The sequence below is a fragment of the Collimonas fungivorans genome (genome assembly GCF_001584145.1).
GTDB classification, from domain to species: domain Bacteria; phylum Pseudomonadota; class Gammaproteobacteria; order Burkholderiales; family Burkholderiaceae_D; genus Collimonas; species Collimonas fungivorans.
In genome coordinates, this window is sequence record NZ_CP013232.1 from 2385085 (window position 1) to 2407171 (window position 22087).

The window sequence follows — 22087 nt, forward strand, 5'->3', positions numbered from 1 at the left end:
CGCCTTATATGTTTTCTTAAAAAGTCGGAACGAAGCGTTTTAAGCGGTATCCGCTTATGCGGCTCCGCCGTCAGGCAAGCCGGCTTCATGCTATCACCAGCAACTGGCAATTCAGATTAAGCCGCTCCACAAATGCGGGCTGTTGACGTGGGGCGGCTTTTTGCCTTTTGAGGCTATGCCGGTGATATCGGGATGCCACAATCGTTTGCAATTTCATTTGGGCTCGGCATGTAGAATGGTATGTTGATGCAATATGGAAATATTGTTAAATTAATACAAGTCATGATCGCTTCGCTTAAATGTGAAGTCATATTGTTTGTGTGATAACAATGTCTTGTGGCAAAATAAGTCATACCAAACTAGAAATTTCAGGGAGCATGAATGGAAACTGCACAAGCAACGCTTGCTGCAATACAGGCGGGCGTGAGCCAGCAAAACCGCCTGCTCAAACTCGATACGCCGCTCGGCGCCGACGTTCTCCTTCCGCATCGCGTGGTTGCCCATGATCGTTTGGGCCGCGGTTATACCTACACCCTGGATGTGTTGTCCCTGCAGGACAACATCGAACTCAAGCAGCTGATCGCCCAGCCGGTGACGCTATGGATCCAACAGGCGGACAAGCGCAGCTATCTGCCGGTGCATGGCTATGTGCATCAGGTGGGCATGCTCGGCCACGATGGCCAGTTCACGGTCTATCAATTGGCGTTTTCTTCCTGGCTGCATTTCCTGCAATTTCGGCAGGATGCGCGCATCTGGCAAGACAAGACCACCGACGACATCATCAGCGACGTATTCAACCAGCATACTCAGGCACGCGGCCATTTCCGCTTTGACCTGACGCAGGCTGCTCCGTCACGCTCCTATTGCACGCAATACGAGAGCGACTGGAATTTCGTGATGCGCCTGATGGAAGAAGAGGGCTGGTACAGCTATCACGAACAAAAGGAAGACGGCTCCGACCACACGCTGGTGATTACCGATTCCGTCCATCAGTTAAAGCCGCTGGCGCCGGAGGAAGTCCGCTTCCACCGTGCCGGCAGCAACGATGAAGTCGACAAGATCACCCAATGGGGCGGCCAGCGCAAACTGCTGAGCAAGCAGCTGTCGACCGTCACCTACGATTACAAATCGCCTGGCAACAACAAGGCTACCAATACCTATACCCTGGACGGTCATGGCACGGTGCCGAACCAGCTGGAAATCTACGAATACACCGGGCCTTATACCTACCTGGAGCGGGATCGCGGCGACAAGCTGGCCAAGATCAAGATCGAGGCCTGGGAGTCGCAGGCCAAGCGCTATTTCGCCTGGTCGAGTGTGTCCCGGTTGGCCGTTGGGGTCGGCCGCTGGTTCAGCCTGGCGGATCATACAGACCACGATCGCGACAGCGCCGAAGACCGCCAGTTCTTCATCATTGGTCTGCACTGGTATATCGAGAACAACTTGCCGCTATCGACGACTGTCAATCATTTTCCGGGCAGCCTCGAGCAGCAGATTGCTGACGCCAAGAACCAGACCGCCGCCAGCGCCACGTTGACGAACGAACAGAGCGGCTATTGCGTCAACAGCATCGAAGTGCAGCGCCGCGCTGTGGAGTACCGCAGTCCGTTTGAACATCGCAAGCCAGAGATGCATACGCAGATCGCCACTGTGGTGGGACCTGCCAGCGAAGAAATCTATACGGATACATTGAATCGGGTCAAGGTCCTGTTTCCCTGGAACCGCTTGAATCCAGGCGATGAAAAGGCTTCATGCTGGGTGCGGGTCAGTTACCCGAATGCAGGACAAAACTACGGTGCGCTGGCCGTGCCGCGCGTCAAGCAGGAAGTGGTCATTACTTTCCTCGGCGGCGATCCGGATCGCCCGCTGGTTACCGGCCGCGTTTACAACGGTGAGCAGACGCCGGATTGGCACACCGACGGCAAGCTGTCCGGCTATAAATCCAAGGAATACAAGGGCGCCGGTTTTACCCAGCTGGTGATGGACGACAATACGAACCAGAACCGGGTCCAGCTTTATAGCAGCAATACCAATGCGCAGCTGAACCTGGGCTACCTGGTCGGGCAGCAGGGCAATACGCGCCAGGCGTTCTACGGTTCCGGTTTTTCCTTGAATTCAGACGCCTACGGCGCTATTACTACCAACAAGGGACTGTATATCAGCACCTTTGGTCGTCCCGGCGCGCAGGGATCGCAACTCGATGTGCGGGAAGCGCATCAGCAGCTGGAGGCTGGGCAAAATCTCACTAAATCCCTGTCGGATACCAGCAGCAAAGCTAATGCCGAAGCCCTGGATGGCCAGGAATCGCTGAAGAAATTCACGGAAGCGTCGCAAGACAAATATGAGGGTGAAGGCCAGGGACAAGCGAATCGCTTCAAGGAACCTATCCTGTTGGCCGCTTCGCCGGCCGGCATTGGCCTGACCACGCCGAAGAGCACGCACATCCACAGCGGCGAAAACGTCACCTTGTCGTCCGGGACAGACACCAACCTGGCGGTCGGCAAGAGCCTGGTCGCCAGCGTAAAGGAAAAAATCAGCCTATTTGCCTATAACGCCGGCATCAAGCTGTTTGCCGCCAAGGGCAAGGTTGAGATCCAGGCGCAAAGCGATGCCATGGACATCATTGCCGAAAAAGTGTTGCGCCTGATTTCCACCACCGACAACATCGAGATCTGGGCCAAGAACGAAATCACCATCGGCGCCGGCGGGTCAGCGATCAAGATCAATGCATCCGGCATTACCGACCTCACCAACGGCCAGCGGATTATCCACCAAGGCGACTTCAACCTGACCGGACCGAAGACCGTGCCTTTCGCCATGCCGACGCTTCCCAAGGGCATATGCGTGGAATGCCTGATGAAGCGCGCGATGGGCCGTTCTGCCTTTGTGAATAAGGGAACACAGTGATGCCAATGAAAGATTTTTTGCAGCAATGGCAAGCGCTTCCTCAGGCGCCGGAGCTCTATTTCTATGCCATAGTCGATTCAGCACAGGATGCTCGTCTGCTCCCCGCGCTTCGCACCATGGTGCCCGGCATGCAAAGCCAGTGCTTGCTGGTGGACGCTAATGGACCGGAACTGAGCAAGGCCGCACCGCACTTGATGGAGTTGCCGCCGTTCGCGGAAGATTCTGATGCATGGCTATCAGTCTTTCGTAGCGCCGCATCCAATCCCGCCTGCACTACCATCATTGCCAGCCATCGGGAATTTGCCGCGCTGTTCGCGCATTTAGTGTCGTTCACGGACATCGTTCTGCCGGACGGAGATGAAATGATTTTTGCGTTCTGGGATCCGGCTATCCTGGGTACGCTGATGGGGCAGAAAGACGACAGCACTTTGCATGTGCCTGGTCCGGTTCTATCGTCGCGACAACGCAGCAGACTCCTTGCGGGAATTAGTGCCTGGTGGTATTGGGATCGTGAGGGGCAGCAACATCAAATGCGTGACGAGGCTCCCCAGGCCGACGCCGATCAGGTGGGATTACCGCTCAAGCTGACATCGGTCCAGGTCGATATGCTGGTCGAGGCCAGCGTTCCCGATCACCTACTCGGACATATCAAGGATATTCAACCGCAATTGCTGTTCGATCTGCCAGAAATCGAACAATACGCACGTGTCGAGCAGCATCTGCTAGAAGCACGCAAGCTTAATTTGCGCGGGATGCAAGACATCATTCAATATATCTGCGCCGGATTAATCTACGGTACCCAATTGCAGCGCGACAGCATCATGACTGAACTGCTGGATAATGTGAAAACCGGCCAACTCAGCCTATCGGAAGCATTGGAGCAATTCCCATGAACGTCTTTATTCGCCGTCAGATCCTCTGCAGCTTGGCAAGTCTTAGCCTGCTTTATCCACTCGCCGCTTGCGGAGAAGGAACCCACAAAGGGAGTTTATTCATGTCAAAACAGGTGGCGGTAAATGTTGTCGTGTTTAACTATTTAAATCGGCCGATTTACGATGTGTACCTAAACGGTACTATGGTCGGTGGCTCGGCCTCCTTGTCCAACAGCCCTTATGGGCAATTTAGCACTGTCGCTGGCGTGACCGTTCCTCTTGGGCCACAAACTCTGACTTGGAAATTGGGTGGGCCACGTGGTATGGCGCGTAATGGCGAAACAGATACAGCGAAAAATTCCTTGGTTATCGCTCCAGAACAAATTCCGGCTGATGCCAGCTCCCTGGGTGTCCATATCTATCCAGATAACACGGCAGAATTGATTTTCTCGAAAGACGTTTTGGAGCAAAGCGCTCGTGGTTTAGGCTACGCGAAGGAGTTTCAAAAACATGGCAAATGAACAGTTACAGGCAGCAGTGGCGGCTAGCCGTGATGTGCCATCGGACGAACCAAGTGCGAAGCAAGATTGTTCCGATGTGGTCAACATCAGTGTGTTTTTTGACGGCACAGGCAACAACAAAGACGTGGACGATAAAGACCAGAAATGGAGCAATCCAGCGCGGCTATGGTTTTCAGCGTTTAACCGTCCGAATCCAAATCAAAATAACTATCCAATCTATATCTCTGGTGTTGGCACACCTTTTAATAACACGGCTGTTAAGGGGTGGGAAAAAAAGTTAGTCAATATAGAAGATGGTTTACCCGGAAATGTCGGAGGGGCAGGTGGCACCCGCCGTTTGGACTTCGGTCAAGACAATGTCAATAAGGCGTTGCGCCAAGCGTTGTTCAATAGTGCTAAAAAATTGAACGCCACAGCGAAGGCGTATTCGGAAAAAGGAAAAGACCAAAGCTTGGCAGAACTGGGCCAAGCTTTGGCTGCGCACCGTCTGATTAAGGTAATTAATCTGTCGGTCTTTGGTTTTTCTCGTGGAGCTGCGCTGGCACGGGCATTTAGCAATAATTTTATTAAAAGCTGCAAAGCAGATAAATCAGGTGATCTGTTCTATCAGGACAATGGCCATTCAGTTCCGATTCCCATTCGCGTGCACTTTTTGGGGTTGTTTGATACGGTAGCGTCATTTGGTATTCCTGCAGCCAATTTGGATTGGCCTTGGACAGAAAAGGATCTCAAGATTGCTGGGCCGGTGGAACGCTGCGTTCATTATGTAGCGGCACATGAACTGCGCTATTCTTTCCCTTCGGATTTAATACGCGAGCATGGCCGCTTGATGCCCAATTGGACAGAAACGGTCTATCCCGGTGTGCATTCTGACGTAGGTGGCGGATATCTGCCATTGAATAAGGAAACCAGTAAAAATCCCGATACCCAAGGCCTTTCCAATAATTATGCCCGTATTCCAATGCGCGACATGATGAGCGAAGCTGTGAAGGCAGGGGTACGAATGCTAGGGTATCGTGATATCGAAAAATTTAATGCTCCGTTATTTGACGCACGTTACGCTATCGACCCTAAGGCGGAAGAACACTACAGGCACTACATGGCAGCCGTGCCAGCAGGTAAAACGACTGAGGAAACGGTTACAGCGCACATGAAGGCTCTGTATTCTGCCTACGGCACAATGACCCGTAAAGGATTGAAGACACCCGATCAGGTGCAGTGGAAAGGCGACACGACTCATGCCTTGATTGGACACGTCAGCATGGCGCGCGAAGCCGAAGCATTGCTGCATCCGGACAAGGCAAAAAAGTTGATGAATGAACAGGCCGCTAAATCGTCTGCGATGGGATTTGTGACGCCGCTTGCAGCGGTACCGCAGGCAATGCAATATGCCGGCACCGCTTACATACAGACAGTACGGCCTGAATCCTGGCGCTTGGAGGCGTGGAGTAGCAACGCTAACGACGCGATAGTGACCTTTGTCCAGAACTGGGTGCACGATTCTAAAGCTGGTTTCATTAATGGTGTTGAACCGTTCAGTTACTTCCGGCCACGAGGCATGACTGAGTCAAGCCGTAATGTGCTTGCCAAGGGCTTGCAATGGTTAGATGAAAATGTGGATGCAGCTACAAATGGTGTGATCAAGATATATCACAATGCAGAAGGGGTTGTTGTGGAAACCTGGAAGCAAGGTGTGCTGACGGCTACCCACACCTACAAAGTAGGTGAAAAATTTACAATCGATACTATAAACGCTGGAGAAAAATACGCCGTTGAGGTGTACAACACCAGCAAGCAGGTAGTGATCTCGACCGTAGATGCCGGTCAGAAAATGATCGTCAACTCATACAATACCGCACAGAAGAAAGCGAATGAACTGGCCGACGCCACTCAGAAAAAGGCAGCTGAGCTATCTGACGCCGCTCAGAAAAAAGCTACCGAGGTAGGACAAGAAATCAAGCAAGGCGCGACGAAACTTTCAAACGAAGCCGGCGAAGCCTACGATGCAGCGAAAAAAACCGCGTCCGATATGGCGACCAAGGCTGGACAAGGCGCCAAGCAGGTGTCTGATGCTGTCGGCAACAAAGTCGATGCAGGCATGAAAGTGGTCGAAGATGGCTGGAAGGCTACCAAGAGCCTCTTGGGATTTTAATGCACATGATTTTCAATCGAAGGAGACTCAGCTAATGGCTCTTTCCATCATTCGCCTCGGCGATAAAACCACGCACGGCGGCGTCGTCATCAGTGCATCGCCGATCCATCTCATCCACGGCCTGGGCATAGCTCGCGTGGGAGATATGGTGACCTGCCCGCAAACCGGACACGGCACCAACCCCATCATCGAAGGCTCGCCGACATTCACTATCGACGGCCGCCAGGTAGCATTGCACGGGCATCACACCGCTTGCGGCTGCGCCTTGATCTCAAGCCTCCCGACTGCTTCAAAAGGGTGATGCATTGAAACTGACCGGATTTTTTACCTCTCCCAGCGTTGCCGTCCGCAGCGTCACCTGGTTTGCCGCGTTTTTGCTGCTGACGATTCTCTGGATAGTGTTGTTGCCGTTGCTTTCGCTCGACGGCCTGTTTCAACATTTCGGCAATATCGGCATGACTGGCAGCCAAAGCATCGCGGCAATCACACTGGCGCCGCCGTTGGTGCTGTCAATATTGAGCTGGGTCGGTGTACAAGTGCTTGCCGCTCTCGCAGCACCGGCGATAACACCGCCTGACGCAGCACCCGCGCAAGCTGTACCAGTTGCGGCTGCTACACCGCTGGCCGAAATGCTGCGGGTTGCTGCATGGAATGTGGTGACGCCATTTGGCGATGCAAGTGCGACAACGGCAAGCAGCCAGGAGAAAGAAAAAGTCTTCCGTCCCGACAGTATCATTCGCAATGCAGAAGGCCATCCGGTCCATGCCGGGGTCGTTGAAGGCTTGCCCCTGGAAATACTCGACTACCCGGCCGAGACCCGTTCTCGCACCATGCGCATGTCGGCGATGCTGGTGACTGTGTTGAATGCTTTGTACCATCAGCAACTAGACTTGGCTCGTTCCACCGCCGCGCCGGTCCCGGTCTATTGGCTGGTCCCGGAGGCGCTGCCTCTGGACAATGAAACGCGCCTCGGCTTCTCGATAGCCTGGGGACAGTCATCCTGGCGTAACGTCGAATATGATTTGCATTTGTTGCCTGCGGCAACAGAGAGCGCTTACGGCGCCGTGAACGCCCTGCAGCGGCACATGAGTGCAAGCAAAATGCCTTACGTTTTGCTGCTGGCAGCAGACAGCCTGGTGAATCCTGATGACTTGCTTGCCCCGCTGGCCCTGGACCGGGTGTTTTCCAACAAGGTGCCGGACGGTTTTGTGCCTGCCGAAGGCGCTGCCGGCGTGTTGCTTGTCGACGCCGCTTACGCCGCGGCTTCGGAGCTTGTCGGCCTTTGCACGCTTGGCACAGTGCACCGAGGGCAGCGCACCGAAGATCGAGGCGCCAAAGGAAAAATTGATTCCAGCACGCTGGTTGCCTGCATCACCGAAGCAATGGCCGCTGCACAAACCACGGCAGACAAGATAGGCATGGTCATCAGCGATACTGACCACCGCATGCCGCGCAGCCAGGAAGTGATACATGCCATGGAAAAGACATTGCCTGAACTGGACCCGCTGTCCCAGCGGATCGCACCGATGGCGTTGACCGGATCCTTTGGCGCGGCTTCGGATCTCATCCATATGGCGCTGGCTGCCGAGATGGCTGCGAGTACTGAGCAAGCCACTTTGGTCGTCAGTGTCGCCAATCCACGGCAAACCGCGGCGGCGGTGATTTTTCCAGATCAAGGCTGATACGTCATTGCAATAACGTGTTCTCGTCTCTTTTTTCGACGCAGGGGAGGAGGGCGCAGTTCGAGATGTCGCTGATTGTTTGTTTCTCGCCATCCATTTGGCACAATCAGCACAGTCAGCGATGATGGTCGCGATATGAGGACGTAAACCAGAAAGGGGTTGCAAGATTTCTCTTGCAACCCCTCGAATTACTGGTGCGGCTGGCAGGAATCGAACCCACGACCCCTTGGTTCGTAGGAGCGCCTACTAACAGGGAAGTCATATAAATCAATGCCTTGCGCAACTCGCAAATTGCTGAAACAAGGTTAATCAAGACTAATTCAAGCTCTTTCTCGCCCACTCAAGTTGTAATATGGCTGTATGTGTTGCCTCGCATTCGGCCTCCCATGGTTCCCGAGGCCGGAATCTGAAATAGAATATTTACCCAATTTATTTGTCATTGTGTAAATTTTGTGTGCATGAGCGTTGGAAGTATCCAATTCTAACTAGCGCTCGTAACCAGTATTTACATCCAAACTGCTTGATTAACTACCGCCCGGATGCGTTGAACGGTTTTTACTCCAATGCCGTCGATCTCATAAAGTTGCTCGTCTGTTGCATCAGCAACGGCACCGATAGTTTGGTATCCGGCACCTTTAAGTATTTCCATCTTGCCACCTGTCAGGCCGTAGGGATATGCGTTTGATTTGGGAAGGGAATCAACAAGCAGTTTGAAGACTGACAAATCAGCTTCCACATTGAATTCGGGTAACCACCTAAACCTATATAAATCAGAGGCTTACAGAAGAAAAATAGGCGAGGTTACCAAGGTTACCTTTTCCCCGAGGTCAAACCTAAAATCAGTTTTTCATCGCATACGCCAAAGACTCAGTTTTATCCCTCAAGGTGCGTCATTTTGCGTCGCTTTTTTTCGACGCAATCCGGCCCTCAGACGGTAGGTTTCCCCTATGTGCGTCACTTCCAGAAATTTGAGTCGAAACCGACCAATTTAACGGGCAGGCGTGGCGGGGGGATGACTGCGCCCCGGGCCTTGCAACCGAGATCTTTCGGGCCCAAGAGTCCCAATGCCGACGACGCAATATTAAAGGCTCTTTCTGCTTGCTGCTAAAGAGCGTTCTCATGCGTTGTTGTGGCTCTCCGCCTCTTAAGTCCATAGATCCCGAGTCTCTCGATGCCATGCATACCTGAACTGCGCCAAGGAAATCTGGATTGAAAAAGTCCGGCTACACCATCTTCAGACTGCACGGTATATTGTGAAAAATATCTTTTTTGCTCAGATAAAACAATAAAACGACAAAAAAGTATCAGTTAATGCTGGGGAAAGTAGTAGCGAATCAGGTGGAGGAGCTTCTACTATTAGCGCAAACAGAAGGTCAGTCGGTAAAAACCTTGGAGACAACACGCGTATATCAGGCAAGACCTGGAGGTCGCGTAAGGAGAAGTACAGATGAAACCGGATCTCGAAGTCGTTCAGATAGGCAGCGCCCAGTCTTTCAAGGCGTGGGAACACGGCTATCCTTTTCACACCGTGCGCTGGCATTTCCATCCTGAATGCGAACTGCATCAAGTCGTCGCCACCACCGGGCGCTATTTCGTTGGCGACTTCATCGGCGATTTTGCTCCAGGCAATCTGGTACTGACCGGTCCCAATCTTCCGCACAACTGGGTTAGCGATGTGGCGCCGGGCGGATCGGTTCCGCTACGCAGCCGGGTGCTGCAATTCGGCGAGCAATTCATCCATGACGCGACCGGACTGTTGCCCGAGCTGTCGGCGTTTTTGCCGACACTCGAACTGAGCCGGCGCGGCGTGCTATTTTCTGCCGACACGGCGGCCCGCGTCGGACCGATGATCAAGGAACTGGTCAGCGCCAGCGAGATTCGCCGTATTGAACTGTTCGTCTCCATCCTCGGCGCGCTGAGCCGCGACCAGGACAGCCGCGCCATGTCCAGTAGCGCCTATCATCCCGATCCGTCGGGGTTCATGGCAACCGGCATCAACAAATCGCTCGACTACGTCCGCAACCATTTGACCGAATCGTTCGGCGAGAAGGAACTGGCGGAAATCTCACGACTGAGCACCGGCGCGTTCTCACGCAGCTTCCGGCGTCATACCGGCATGCCCCTCAACGGCTACGTCAACCGGCTTCGCATCAACCTCGCGATTCAGTTGTTGATGAGCGAAGAAGACTTGTCGATCACCGATATCTGCTTTGCATCGGGCTTCAAGAATATCTCCAACTTCAACCGGCAGTTCCTTCGGCAAAAGGGGCTTTCACCTTCGCGCTTCCGCGGCTTACTGGCGGAAAACGCGGGGGCAATCGATTTTGCAAATGTCGTAGAAATTGCAGAAATCGTCTGAGAAAGGATTTTCCACTTCAACCACCGGCGCCCGTCCTCCCGCCTCATGCCAGGGATTGTGGGCGCAAGCAGTTCAGTAGCAAGCAAGTGAAAATGAAGTACCTCTCGGCAGCCGTGTAGTGCAAGCCGCTGAGCATCCATAAAAAACAGGAGACAAGCATGGCTAAATTTTCTACCCCCGCGATTTCCAATCGTTTTCTGGCGACCAATTCATTCAAGGTCAATCTAATGGCGCTGGGCCTTGCCGCAAGCACATCGGTATTCGCGGCACCTTCCGGCACCGTCGCCTTTCTGATGCCCGATCAGGCTTCCACCCGTTACGAGCAACACGACTTCCCCGGCTTCAAGGCCGAAATGGGCAAGCTGTGCACCGACTGCGAGGTGCTTTACCAAAACGCCAACGGCGACGTCGCGCAACAGCAGCAACAGTTCAACTCGGCGATTTCGCAAGGCGCCAAGGTGATCGTGCTGGACCCGGTCGATTCGACTTCCGCAGCCTCATTGGTCAAGATGGCGCAGAGCAAGGGCGTCAAGGTCATCGCCTATGATCGTCCGATTCCATCGACGCCAGCGAACTACTACGTGTCTTTCGACAATGAAGGCATAGGCAAGGCCATCGCCGAGTCGCTGGTGCAGCATCTGAAAGAGAATAAGGTGCCGACTGACAAGGGGGGCCTGCTCCAAGTGAACGGCTCGCCGACCGACGCCGCTGCCGGACTAATCAAGAAAGGTATCCACACCGGCCTGGCAGCAAGCGGCTACAAGACGCTGGCAGAATTCGACACGCCTGAATGGGCTCCACCGAAAGCGCAGCAATGGGTCAGCGGCCAGATCACCCGTTTCCGTACCCAGATCGTCGGCGTCGTGGCTGCCAACGATGGCACCGGCGGCGGCACGATCGCTGCGTTCAAGGCTGCCGGCGTCAACCCGTTGCCGCCAGTGACCGGCAATGACGCTACGCTCGCCGCGCTGCAATTGATCGTCTCCGGCGATCAGTACAACACCATTTCCAAGCCGAGCGAAATCGTCGCCGCCGCTGCTGCCCGCGTCGCCGTCGGCTTTTTATCAGGCCAGCCGCAGAAGGCTGAGATCACGCTCTACAACACGCCATCGCAATTGTTCGTGCCGGCCGTGGTGACCGCCAAAAATCTCAAGGCAGAGATCATCGACAAGAAAATCGTCAGCGCCAAAGACCTGTGCTCCGGCCGCTATGCAGACGGTTGCAAGAAGCTAGGCATTTCCTATTGATTGGATTGATGTCCTGGGACAGGGGGCGGGTAGTTGACCACCTCTGTCTTGCAACAGCAATATTCAAGGTTCCAAATCGATGACTAACTCCAATCAAACTCCGCATTCCGCCGGCGAGCTGGTCTTAGGCCTGCGCAATATTTCGAAACGTTTTGGTGCGGTTTCCGCACTGACGGACATTGATCTCGACGTGCATGCCGGCGAAGTGGTCGCGTTGGTAGGCGACAACGGTGCCGGTAAATCCACACTAGTGAAAGTGCTGGCCGGCGTGCATCAGCCGACCAGCGGTACGATCACTTTCGGTGGCAACCCGGTGACGCTGGACAGTCCCGGCGCGGCGCTCGATCTGGGCATAGCGACTGTGTTCCAGGACCTGGCCCTGTGTGAAAACCTCGATGTCGTCGCCAATATTTTTCTAGGCCGGGAACGCAATTCTCTGTGCCTGGACGAAGTGGAGATGGAGGTCAAAACCTGGACCTTGCTCAATGAACTCGCCGCCCGCATTCCGAACGTGCGCGATGTCGTTGCGTCGTTGTCGGGCGGTCAGCGCCAGACCGTGGCCATCGCGCGCTCGTTATTGCTGGCCCCCAAGCTGATCATGCTCGACGAGCCGACCGCCGCACTGGGCGTGGCGCAGACCGCAGAAGTGCTGAACCTGATCGAGCGCGTGCGTGACCGCGGTCACGCAGTCATCATCATCAGTCACAACATGGAAGACGTGCGCGCGGTTGCCGATCGCATCGTCGTCTTGCGGTTAGGCCGCAACAACGGCGTGTTCTATCCCGACTCATCCAATCAGGAACTTGTGGCAGCGATTACCGGTGCGACGGAAAACTCGGTCTCGCGTCGCGCCACCCGCCGCCAGTCGCAACAAGAGAAGGCCGCATCATGAGCATCAACGAAAAAACTTCAGCCTCTTCTACCCCGTCTCAATTGCTCGACCGCAACGACGTGCGCGTCAAACATGCTGACAGCGTATCGGCAAGCATCTCCGCATTCGTCGGGCGCGTGCGCTCTGGCGATCTGGGCTCTCTGCCGGTGGTCGTCGGGCTTCTCATCATCTGGTCGGTATTCGGCTACCTGAACCCGGTATTTTTCTCGGCCGACAATCTGGTCAACCTGCTGTTCGATTGCTCCACCACTGGCGTCATCGCACTGGGCATCGTGTGCGTGTTGATGGTCGGGCAGATCGATCTTTCCGTCGGTTCCATCAGCGGATTTTCCTCGGCGGTGGTCGGTATGCTCTGGGTCAATCAGGGCTGGCCGGTGGCGCTCGCCATCGCTGTTGCATTGCTGGCCGGCTGCCTGATCGGCGTGGTGTATGCGCTGCTGTTCAATCGGCTCGGCATGCCCAGCTTTGTCGCCACGCTGGCCGGCTTGCTGGCAATTCTAGGAATGCAGCTTTACGTACTCGGCCCTAGCGGTTCGATCAATTTGCCTTACGGTTCGAACGTAGTCGACTTCGGGCAGTCGATGGTGATCCCGCCGATGGTGTCGCATTTGTTGGCGCTGCTTCCCGGCATCGCGATTGTGATCTTCGGCATGCGCACGCGTGAACGTCGGCAGGCGGTCAATCTTTCTGTCACATCTGCAAGCGCATTGGCATTGCGCGCCATCGCCGTGACGGTTTTGCTGGAAATTGTCATTGCGTATCTGAACTATGCGCGTGGCGTGCCCCTGATGTTCGGCTTGTTTGTTGCGTTGGCGGTGGCGATGGACTACGCCTTCAAACGCACGCGCTGGGGCCGCTCGATGCAAGCGGTCGGCGGCAACCGTGAAGCTGCTCGCCGCGCCGGCATAAACGTCAACATGATCTTTACCAGCGCCTTTGTCATGTGTGCCAGTCTGGCTGCGCTGGGCGGCGTGCTTACGGCAGCACGGCTTGCCGCCGCCAGCCAACAGGCAGGTACCGGCGACGTCAATCTGAATGCTATCGCAGCCGCCGTGATCGGCGGCACCAGCCTGTTCGGCGGCCGCGGTAGCGCGTATTCAGCGGTGCTGGGCATCCTCGTGATCCAGTCGATCGCCAGCGGTTTGACGTTACTCAATCTATCGTCCTCGCTGCGTTTCATGATCACCGGCGCGGTACTTGCCATCGCCGTGATTGTCGATTCGCTGGCGCGGCAGTCGCGCGTCTCCCATGGCCGCGCCTAGTTTAGATTACCCCCTACCAGTTAATCAGGAGAATCACAGCATGACTCAATCCCTCAAAGGTCGAATCGCGGCCATCACCGGCGCGGCCTCTGGCATCGGCCTCGAATGCACGCGCGCACTGATTGAGGCCGACGCCAAGGTCGTCCTCATCGACCGCGATGGCGACAAGCTGGAGCAAGTGTGCAGAGACTTCGGATCGAATGCGTTTGCGTTACAGATCGATTTACTCAAGCCGGAGGAGAATTCCGCCATACTGCCGAAAATTCTCGCGCTGGCTGGTGGTCTCAACATCTTTCACGCTAACGCTGGCGCCTATGTCGGCGGCGAAGTGGTTGACGGCAATCCAGACGAATGGGACCGCGTGCTCAACCTCAACGTGAATGCCGCATTCCGTTCAGTACACGCCGTGCTGCCGCATCTGGTGAAACAGAAATCTGGCGACATCATCTTCACCAGTTCGATTGCGGGCATCGTCCCGGTCGCGTGGGAGCCGATTTATACGGCATCCAAGTTTGCGGTGCAGGCCTTCGTGCATACCACGCGTCGCCAGCTTTCCAAGCATGGTGTGCGCGTCGGCGCCGTGGCGCCCGGGCCGGTGGTGACGGCCCTGCTCGATGACTGGCCGAAAGCCAAGCTGGAGGATGCCCTCGCATCCGGCAGCCTGATGCAGCCGAAAGAGGTTGCCGATTGCGTCATGTTCATGCTGACTCGGCCTGCAAATGTCACCATCCGTGACATCGTCGTGCTACCTAATAGCGTCGATCTCTAATGAATACCGAGACAAATTACATGCAAAAAAACTACGTCATCGGCGTGGATGTCGGCACCGGCAGTGCACGCGCCGGCGTATTTGATCTGAGCGGACACATGCTGGCGTCGGCCAAGAAAGACATTAGTCTATTCCATCTACACGGCTCCATCGTTGAGCAGTCGAGCAACGAAATCTGGGAAGCAGTATGCGCCTCTGTGCGACAAGCGCTCTCGTTATCGGGCATTGGTGCAGATCAGGTAGTCGGCATCGGCTTCGACGCCACTTGTTCGCTGGTGGTGCTCGGCGAAGGTGGTAAGCCTTTGTCGGTCAGCTCTAGCAATGATTCTGAACGTAACATTATCGTCTGGATGGATCATCGCGCCGTCGAGCAGGCGGATCGCATCAACGCCATCGGGCACGATGTGCTGAAGTACGTCGGCGGCCGCATCTCTCCCGAGATGGAAACGCCGAAATTGCTGTGGCTGCTGGAGAACAAGCGTGATGTCTTCGATCAAGCCTGGCAGTTCATGGACCTGACGGATTTTCTGACATGGCGGGCGAGTGGCGATTTGTCCAGATCGACTTGCACCGTCACCTGCAAGTGGACTTATCTCGCGCATGAGCGGCGCTGGGATGATAGCTATTTTCGTGCCATCGGTCTCGACGCTCTGGCCGACGAAGCATTCGAGCGAATCGGCCAAAACATCGTTGCGCCCGGCACTTCGTTGGGCCAAGGACTCACGCCGCTAGCGGCTGCCCAATTGGGTTTGCGGGAAGGAACGGCGGTCGCCACCGGCGTCATTGATGCACATGCCGGGGGTATCGGCACCGTTGGCGTGGACGGTGATCCATTTACTGCGCTGGCATATGTTTTCGGCACCTCGTCCTGCACGATGAGCAGCACGCGCGAGCCAGTGTTTGTTCCCGGCGTGTGGGGACCCTATTTTTCGGCGATGGTGCCCGATACGTGGCTGGTCGAAGGCGGCCAATCTGCCGCGGGCGCTGCGATCGAACAACTGCTGTCGCTGCATCCGCTGGCGGTAGAAGTAGGACGGCAGGCGCAGGAAAAAAACTTGTCGTTGCCGGCTATGCTGGCAAAGATCGTTGAGCAGCAAGCGGGCGACCTTTCCAACACGGCGAAGCTGGCGAAGGGGCTGCACGTGGTGCCGGAATTTCTCGGCAATCGTGCGCCACTGGCAGACCCGCATGCGCGCGCGGTGATTGTCGGACTCGGCATGGACAACGACATGGAAAGCCTGATTGCGCTGTACATTGCCGGCATGTGCGGAATCGCTTACGGCTTAAGGCAAATCATCGATGCACAGGCAGCCGCCGGTGCAGGCATTGAATGTATCATGATCAGCGGCGGAGCCGGCCGGCCCGATCTCGTGCGTCAACTGCTCGCGGACGCGACCGGCAAACCCGTGCTGGCCGCCGATGCCGAAGAGTCGGTACTGCTGGGCGCAGCGATGCTCGGCAGCGTGGCGGCCGGCGCTTATGGTGACGTCGGCGCGGCGATGGCGGGCATGTCCAGGATCGGCAGACGCTTCGAGCCGCAAGGCGGCGCCATCGCCGAACTGCATGACAAGCGTTTTGTTGCCTTTGAAAAATTGCAAAACCTCGCGAGGGATTTACGACAAGAAATCCCTAATTAGCGAAACCTATCCCGGTAGCTGCTCGCGCTGCAAACCGTCCTCGGCTTGCAGCGGCAGAACAGCTTTATGCTCTCGCCTTTTGTATGTCTTGTTCAATGCGCCAACTACCTGGTTGCGCTGGGTGACGCATCGCGCAGGCGACGCCCGTACCTGGTGGTCGCCATCGGTCGGGGAGCAGGTTGTCCTCTTGTTGCCTGGTGGCGATCTGACCGCCGGCGTCATTCTGCAGGCGGTCTATTCCGACGCGTTCCCGAGATGGTGCTGTCGTTCAATACGATTTTCAGGCGCACAGCTGATCATCTGGCGCAATGGGTACAGTCAGTTAGCAATGACGGCTGTAATTTGGCTGTGTAGTAGGGTGCTGTAAACCAGAAAGGGGTTGCAAGATTTCTCTTGCAACCCCTCGTAATACTGGTGCGGCTGGCAGGAATCGAACCCACGACCCCTTGGTTCGTAGGAGCGCCTACAAACAGGGAGTTCATATAAATCAATGCCTTACGCAACTCGCAAATTGTATAAACAGGGCTAATTAGTTTCAATTCAAGCCCAACCGTGGTAATTCCAGCTGCAATTTGGCTGTATTTTATTCGAAGGGCTTGCTGACCAAACTGGTCTAGCGGTCCTTCTAAAGAGATTGAATTCTATCTTTACGCTCCCCATCTGGCAGCCGCTGCGTTCACTGCGGCGATTGCCTTACGAAAGGCATCGAGCGTACCTGCAGCGAGATCCGTCGCTTGCTTGGTACCTAAATCCTTCATGATGCGCTTAGCCACACGTCCTTTATTGAAGGGGACGCCAAGCCCGTTAAAGTGTGCCGCCAGTCTATCGACAATTGAATTCGTTGGCGGCGACGACAGCTTTAGGGCCTTTCCTCCTAGCTCTTTGGTATACGCCGCAGAGACATGCTTCAAATAGTATGTTTGGTCAAAAAGGTCCTCGATTGCGCAAGTACCTTCAATACCGACAACAGTGCCAAGCATAAGAACATCGCTGTCAGAAAGCAGCCAATTGTGAACTAACTGTTTCTGCGCCTTCAATCCCTCTTCGTCAGAGTCAAGAAGAGCCACAACTTTCAGCTCTTGGCCAGACAATAACGTTGCCAGATACGCGACTTTTGATGCCCCTCCAGCTGGCGTTATGACGAGGTCGTCGTCTAGTCCGGATTCGCCCGCATCTATTAGTAGTGTGGACATGGTACTCAGGAACCAGTAATCGGTTACTCCTTCGACGACTACATTCTTTTGTCCAATGAAGAGAGACTGTGCCCAAGAAAGACCGAGTGCAGCTTGAAGGGTAAAGCGCGCATCTTTATCCGCTGCTGCCCATTCATCGTGAACTTTGGTACCTTCACCAGGCCGGTCCTCTGCTACCCATATATTATTGAGCCGATTCATGTCAATCATGAATGGCAAATGAGTAGTATAGATAAGCTGATTGTGCACTGCATAGGCCTCCAACCGCGCAAGCAAGTCGCGTTGCGCTGCCGCATGGAGATGTAGTCCGGGTTCGTCGAGCAAAATGACCGCATTTTCGAAATCACCATCGGTCTCGTACATGAATTTCATGTCAAAAGAGAAGAACCATTGGAATCCCTTAGAGCGCTCTTCCAGCGGTACAAGTGCCTTTGCAGTCTCGTCTTTCACGAAAGTTACGAAGTGATGCCCGTCAGCATTGAATTGCACTTCATATTTCTTCTGTGACCAGCGCTGGGCAATCGCATTTGTGAGAGTTTGGCTCGCATCGTTCATGTCGAGCATCCGTTGTTCCCGGTCACTCTGTGCACCTTTTGCTACTTCTTCGTCAAGGTCGAGTCCTGCCATCTCCATAATTGCGATGATAGTGCGATCGTCGTCTTGAAGCTGACTTGCATCCTTACGTTGCTTTATTTGGTCTAAATAGGCGGTACCTTTGAACGCAAGCCAGTCATCCATGTAAATAAAAGTGGGGATCCATGAGCGCACCAAGTTCCACGCCTCGTTCCAGGGTGAACCGGACATCTTCGCCAAGATGTCATCGCAGGCTGTGGCAATTAACTGAGCAAGAGTTTCATCTCCCGTGAGTGTCGCGGCCTCAGTCAGTTGACCTTTCAGCTCTGGCATCAGAGCTTTGGCTGCAGCTCCATTAGCTATGTTCAACTTTGCCCAAGCGTTAGCTAGGATATCCGTTATTGCCTTGGAGACATCGAATGGTTTGTCGACCAAAAGTTTGAAAACGGAAGTATCTAGCAAATATTTGGCCGAAGGGCCGTTTCGGTCACCGGGAACATTGTGAGGTTCCCACTTCAATGTGAATTTTCCTTCGTACGTTTTGCCAATTTGGACACTTTGCAAGTCGTCGCATCGAGGGTCAATAGATGCCAACTGTGCCTTCTCGGAGTCTGAGAATGTAAAAATTGTGGTGATGACTTCGAAGGTGGGAGAGCGGTCTTTCCGCTTACCGCGGGCCATTCTCGATCTAGACTGTATGGCTCAGCCTTGAACGGATTGAATTTTAGTAGTGCTTTCAGCAACGAAGTCTTACCAGACTCGTTCTTCCCGACGATGACCGCGATGTCGTCGATGCTCACCCATCCGGAATCAATAATGCTCCGGTAATTCTGAACGCGAAATGCGGCTAGCTTCATTTTCTCCCCCCATTCTATTTAGTTGTTGTTTTATACCTGATGCGAGTCTTCACCAGAGCGCCTCACGTTCTTCAGGTAAAGTTGTTGCATGGAATGCAACCGCACAAGCTCGCTAATAGTCATGCTTGATGACAACTTTACCATGTGATTACCCTGGATTTTTTCAAAATAAAGTACCTCTCGGGAAAACGGTAATATTAGTAACCTTTTTTAGGAATCGGCCGAAAAGCATTGCTACATAAGGTTTTACAGATTTTGATAAAAGGTAACTACTGGGTAACTTTAGGGTAACTTGGTTACCTTAGTAGAAGGTAATATAGTAAAAAAATAATAACTATATATATCAATGACTTAGAATTAAGTTACCTTTAGGGTTACCGAAAATTACCTTTTAAAGGTAACTACTTAACCCTATACAAATCAAGTACTTAGAACTGAAAAATAGGGTTGGTTACCAAGGTTACCTTTTTCCCTAGGTCAATCTTAAAATTAGCCATTTCATAGCAAACACTTTGATTGAATCTTGTTAAGCATTGCGACTAGGCATCATCGGAATAGATATAGAATTCTCGTGCCGAACAATAAACGCGAGATTGCATATGATCGATGACCCTAGAACCAAGCCATTGCAAGATTGGAATCGACTTAGTCGGGAGAACGCCGAAAACGCGATTATTTCGTCAATGCTTGAGGTTATGCCCAATGCCAGCGAGCCGCTCGATAGCTTTTCAACTTGGCTTTTGGTGGCAGCCGCGGCAGTCGGGTCATTTCTTATTACGAATGCCGACAAACTATTGCCGATGATTCAGCACGTGGGGTTCTTGACCTGTGGTGCTTTTCTTTGTTGTTCCTGTTTTTTTGGACTTTTGTCGAAAATGGCTGCTGTCAAATGCAAGATTGGTAAAGATCTTGGTAATACAGTACGCACGAAATTCGCTGAGCATTTTGCGCGATTTCGAGAGGAAGAGAAGAAGATAAAAGAGGGGGCAGAGTTTTGGGGAATCACTTTGGAAACTGGCATCAGGCTGGAACGTATCATGAAGGAATTCTTCTCGGCGCTGCCTGCTTGGGCGAGTTGGCTTGCTAATCGACAGTTAAAAAAATACGAGGGAAATCCTCAAGTAGGTTATCTGATCCAAGTCAAAAATTTTCAATGGCAAGGGGCATGGGCTTTGTTGCAAGCACTTTCTTTTTTGGGTTTTCTGGCGTCTGGCTTCTATTTTGCCGCCGCAGCGTAACCAGCGTATCAAACTACCACCTGGAGCACTCCAGGTGCGTCATTTCGCGTCACTGTTTTACCACGTGTTATAGCCCTTCGTAGGCAGGTTTCCCCTATGTGCGTCACTTTTGCAAATTTGAGTCTAAACCGACCAATTTAGCGGGCAGGCGTGGCGGGGGGATGACTGCGCGCCGGCTCAAAGTTTCGTGAGTAACCACAGTCAATGGCGGTTCTATGTGCTTATGTTGCCGCTTGGCACCAAACTATGTTAGTTTGCTTTCGTAGAGATATCTCGTCCTCGTGCGCAATGAGTAGCCATGACGTGTATAGTGAAAATGTGCTAGTTACTCAAGGTGTATAATCCTGCGGCTCCTCTTAACGAGATTTTGAAATGTCAAAAGCGCAACACAGGGTGGATGTTGGTCGAAACGTCGTAAGAAGCGGCGAAGGCACTCTTATAAGTGCCGTACATGATCACATCGTAGGAACTGATGGTCAGACTGTGGCAGTGCTTGGCTTTAATCTGCAAGATGCTCCAGTTCCCGACCGACGATACGCGGCTGATTTTGTTTCTGTGCTTTACAAGCGGGACGTTATAAAGTTGATCTTTGGTCAGGAAAAACTTGGGGTTAACTCTATTCGTTCGCTGGTTGTAATTGCTATGCATACGGGAGATACGCGCAACTTTGTAACTTCTTTGGCGACAATACAAAATCCAAACTTTGATGAAATTGTTCGGCAGGCTGGAATTGTTACGATTCCGTCCTTAAGAATAATTGAAGAGGAACCAGAGCAAACTATTGCTCTCACAGCGAATTTTGTTGCCACGGCAATGGCTGGCCGCGCTGCTTGCATGGATTTTTACAGTGCATCAGCGTTTGCTATGGCAGAAATGGCTAAATTGCAAAAATTGGCAGTTGATCCCGTAGTTCGCATTGATTTGTCCATAGCCAATCTTGCGGCCTTACGCGATGAGCTTATTAAATTAATTCCAAGTTTCCCACTCGATACCCCTGGAGTTGCAGCATGATTGGTTTCGAAAATTTTTCTGTCTCGTCGTGGTTTGACAGTAATGTGTTGACTAGGCATATCGCTGTCGAAAAGAAAGAGAAGTCCATATCTAGCCAGAAATGGAAGGGGGCTGTTATGGCCTCTTCACTGGTATTAGGACTAAATTTTTTGACTACTGTAGCGGTAGCAGAACCTGCGCCGATATTTTTGATAAAGCAGTCGCGCGGTAGTGACTCCCGATTACATCCAAAGCTAGGAGAGCTCGTGCCGGACGGGTACTGGTCAAAACTCCTTGTTGAAATGAAATCCTGGGAAAAACTGCCGGAGCCAAACATCATTTACCCAGACGAAGATTGACGTAAAGAATGTCGACTAACGACTGGTGGTTACCGGCATTGAGATCTGAAATCGAGCAGGGCGATCTTATTAAAACCAAGTTACAGTTTCAGCCGGTTGTGCCAATAAAATTTTTGGCACGGGGAGCGACGTCAAAGAATCAAAAAAATAATTGGGAAGAAGCCGACGCACCCAAAACGTATGCCGAGGCCGAGCTGCCACGGATACTTGCTACCGTCATAGATAGCTATGGCCTTGTACTTTCGTACGGATGTGAGCTGGAAAATATGAAACCCAATGCGGCAGTGTTGATTGCTCCAGTTACTGCGCTGTCAAAGTTGGATAACTCACTTCATGAAAAAATCCTGAACCAAGAAGTTTTTCGATATTTACCTGTAATTGACATACCGGGAATTGGAAATGGTTATGCGCATTTAGGGAAAACATACGCGCTTCCAAGCCGTCTTATTTTATCAGGGGACCGGATAAAGTCTATGACTGACGAGGGAATTGAGCGCGTTCAGGCGCAGCTCGTAGGGTATTACACGCGAAAAAAACTCACTAAAAACTAGCCGTTTTCTAGTTCGATAGAGTTAGA

General features: G+C 53.2%; 20 protein-coding genes. 17 read left to right on the plus strand and 3 right to left on the minus strand.

What is annotated here, in order from left to right:
- The first annotated feature begins 381 nt into the window (after positions 1-381).
- The 6 genes from CFter6_RS10245 to CFter6_RS25985 are packed head-to-tail and all read left to right on the plus strand — an operon-like array spanning position 382 to position 8134.
- Positions 382-2907, plus strand: coding sequence for a type VI secretion system Vgr family protein (locus tag CFter6_RS10245; RefSeq protein ID WP_082814687.1), 2526 nt, complete (start codon positions 382-384; stop codon positions 2905-2907).
- Positions 2907-3800, plus strand: coding sequence for a DUF4123 domain-containing protein (locus tag CFter6_RS10250; RefSeq protein WP_061539833.1), 894 nt, complete (start codon positions 2907-2909; stop codon positions 3798-3800). The genes CFter6_RS10245 and CFter6_RS10250 overlap by 1 nt, the downstream gene beginning before the upstream one ends.
- Entirely contained in the window at positions 3797-4300 is a 504-nt protein-coding gene (locus tag CFter6_RS10255; RefSeq protein WP_061539834.1) for a hypothetical protein, read from the plus strand. Before CFter6_RS10250 ends, CFter6_RS10255 begins: the two co-directional genes overlap by 4 nt.
- Positions 4290-6452, plus strand: a complete 2163-nt coding sequence (locus CFter6_RS10260; protein ID WP_061539835.1) for a phospholipase effector Tle1 domain-containing protein — start codon at positions 4290-4292, stop codon at positions 6450-6452. Before CFter6_RS10255 ends, CFter6_RS10260 begins: the two co-directional genes overlap by 11 nt.
- Before the next feature lie 34 nt (positions 6453-6486).
- Positions 6487-6753 carry a PAAR domain-containing protein gene (locus tag CFter6_RS10265; RefSeq protein WP_061539836.1) on the plus strand — a complete coding sequence of 89 codons (267 nt, stop codon included), beginning with the start codon at positions 6487-6489 and terminating at the stop codon, positions 6751-6753.
- 4 nt (positions 6754-6757) lie between these two features.
- The gene (locus CFter6_RS25985; RefSeq protein ID WP_061539837.1) at positions 6758-8134 is read left to right on the plus strand and encodes a hypothetical protein; all 1377 of its coding nucleotides are present in this window, start codon (positions 6758-6760) and stop codon (positions 8132-8134) included.
- Positions 8135-8639: 505 nt separating this feature from the next.
- Here CFter6_RS25985 and CFter6_RS10275 read toward each other — a convergent pair.
- On the minus strand, positions 8640-8858 hold the full coding sequence (locus tag CFter6_RS10275; protein ID WP_061539838.1) for a helix-hairpin-helix domain-containing protein: 219 nt from the start codon (positions 8856-8858) through the stop codon (positions 8640-8642).
- Positions 8859-9581: 723 nt separating this feature from the next.
- Between CFter6_RS10275 and CFter6_RS10280 the strand changes: the two genes are divergently transcribed.
- From CFter6_RS10280 to CFter6_RS26935, 7 genes are all read left to right on the plus strand, one after another.
- On the plus strand, positions 9582-10493 hold the full coding sequence (locus tag CFter6_RS10280; protein ID WP_061539839.1) for a helix-turn-helix domain-containing protein: 912 nt from the start codon (positions 9582-9584) through the stop codon (positions 10491-10493).
- Positions 10494-10651: 158 nt separating this feature from the next.
- Positions 10652-11740, plus strand: a complete 1089-nt coding sequence (locus CFter6_RS10285) for an ABC transporter substrate-binding protein (protein ID WP_082814688.1) — start codon at positions 10652-10654, stop codon at positions 11738-11740.
- A 79-nt stretch (positions 11741-11819) separates the two neighbouring features.
- Positions 11820-12632 (plus strand): ATP-binding cassette domain-containing protein, encoded by an 813-nt coding sequence (locus CFter6_RS10290; RefSeq protein WP_061539840.1) that lies wholly within the window; start codon positions 11820-11822, stop codon positions 12630-12632.
- Positions 12629-13894: a sugar ABC transporter permease gene (locus CFter6_RS10295; RefSeq protein WP_061539841.1), complete on the plus strand. Its 1266-nt coding sequence runs from the start codon at positions 12629-12631 to the stop codon at positions 13892-13894. Before CFter6_RS10290 ends, CFter6_RS10295 begins: the two co-directional genes overlap by 4 nt.
- 40 nt (positions 13895-13934) lie before the next feature.
- Positions 13935-14663 carry an SDR family oxidoreductase gene (locus CFter6_RS10300; RefSeq protein ID WP_061539842.1) on the plus strand — a complete coding sequence of 243 codons (729 nt, stop codon included), beginning with the start codon at positions 13935-13937 and terminating at the stop codon, positions 14661-14663.
- Positions 14663-16300 (plus strand): FGGY-family carbohydrate kinase, encoded by a 1638-nt coding sequence (locus CFter6_RS10305; protein WP_061539843.1) that lies wholly within the window; start codon positions 14663-14665, stop codon positions 16298-16300. Before CFter6_RS10300 ends, CFter6_RS10305 begins: the two co-directional genes overlap by 1 nt.
- Entirely contained in the window at positions 16227-16667 is a 441-nt protein-coding gene (locus tag CFter6_RS26935) for a phage baseplate assembly protein V (protein ID WP_082814689.1), read from the plus strand. Before CFter6_RS10305 ends, CFter6_RS26935 begins: the two co-directional genes overlap by 74 nt.
- Before the next feature lie 280 nt (positions 16668-16947).
- Here CFter6_RS26935 and CFter6_RS10310 read toward each other — a convergent pair whose 3' ends face one another.
- Both CFter6_RS10310 and CFter6_RS25040 read right to left on the minus strand, forming a co-directional pair.
- Positions 16948-18660 (minus strand): ATP-dependent nuclease, encoded by a 1713-nt coding sequence (locus tag CFter6_RS10310; protein WP_236904600.1) that lies wholly within the window; start codon positions 18658-18660, stop codon positions 16948-16950.
- Positions 18582-18923 carry an AAA family ATPase gene (locus CFter6_RS25040; RefSeq protein ID WP_082814691.1) on the minus strand — a complete coding sequence of 114 codons (342 nt, stop codon included), beginning with the start codon at positions 18921-18923 and terminating at the stop codon, positions 18582-18584. The genes CFter6_RS10310 and CFter6_RS25040 overlap by 79 nt, the downstream gene beginning before the upstream one ends.
- Before the next feature lie 599 nt (positions 18924-19522).
- On the opposite strand from CFter6_RS25040, the gene CFter6_RS10315 reads away from it, so the two are divergent.
- The 4 genes from CFter6_RS10315 to CFter6_RS10330 all read left to right on the plus strand — a co-directional run bounded on the left by CFter6_RS10315 (position 19523) and on the right by CFter6_RS10330 (position 22061).
- Complete coding sequence (locus CFter6_RS10315; protein WP_061539845.1) at positions 19523-20161, plus strand: hypothetical protein; 639 nt, start codon at positions 19523-19525, stop codon at positions 20159-20161.
- Between the two features lie 372 nt (positions 20162-20533).
- Complete coding sequence (locus CFter6_RS10320) at positions 20534-21172, plus strand: hypothetical protein (RefSeq protein ID WP_150118700.1); 639 nt, start codon at positions 20534-20536, stop codon at positions 21170-21172.
- Positions 21169-21510, plus strand: a complete 342-nt coding sequence (locus CFter6_RS10325; protein WP_061539847.1) for a hypothetical protein — start codon at positions 21169-21171, stop codon at positions 21508-21510. Before CFter6_RS10320 ends, CFter6_RS10325 begins: the two co-directional genes overlap by 4 nt.
- 8 nt (positions 21511-21518) lie before the next feature.
- Positions 21519-22061, plus strand: a complete 543-nt coding sequence (locus tag CFter6_RS10330) for a hypothetical protein (protein ID WP_061539848.1) — start codon at positions 21519-21521, stop codon at positions 22059-22061.
- The last annotated feature ends 26 nt before the right edge of the window (positions 22062-22087 follow it).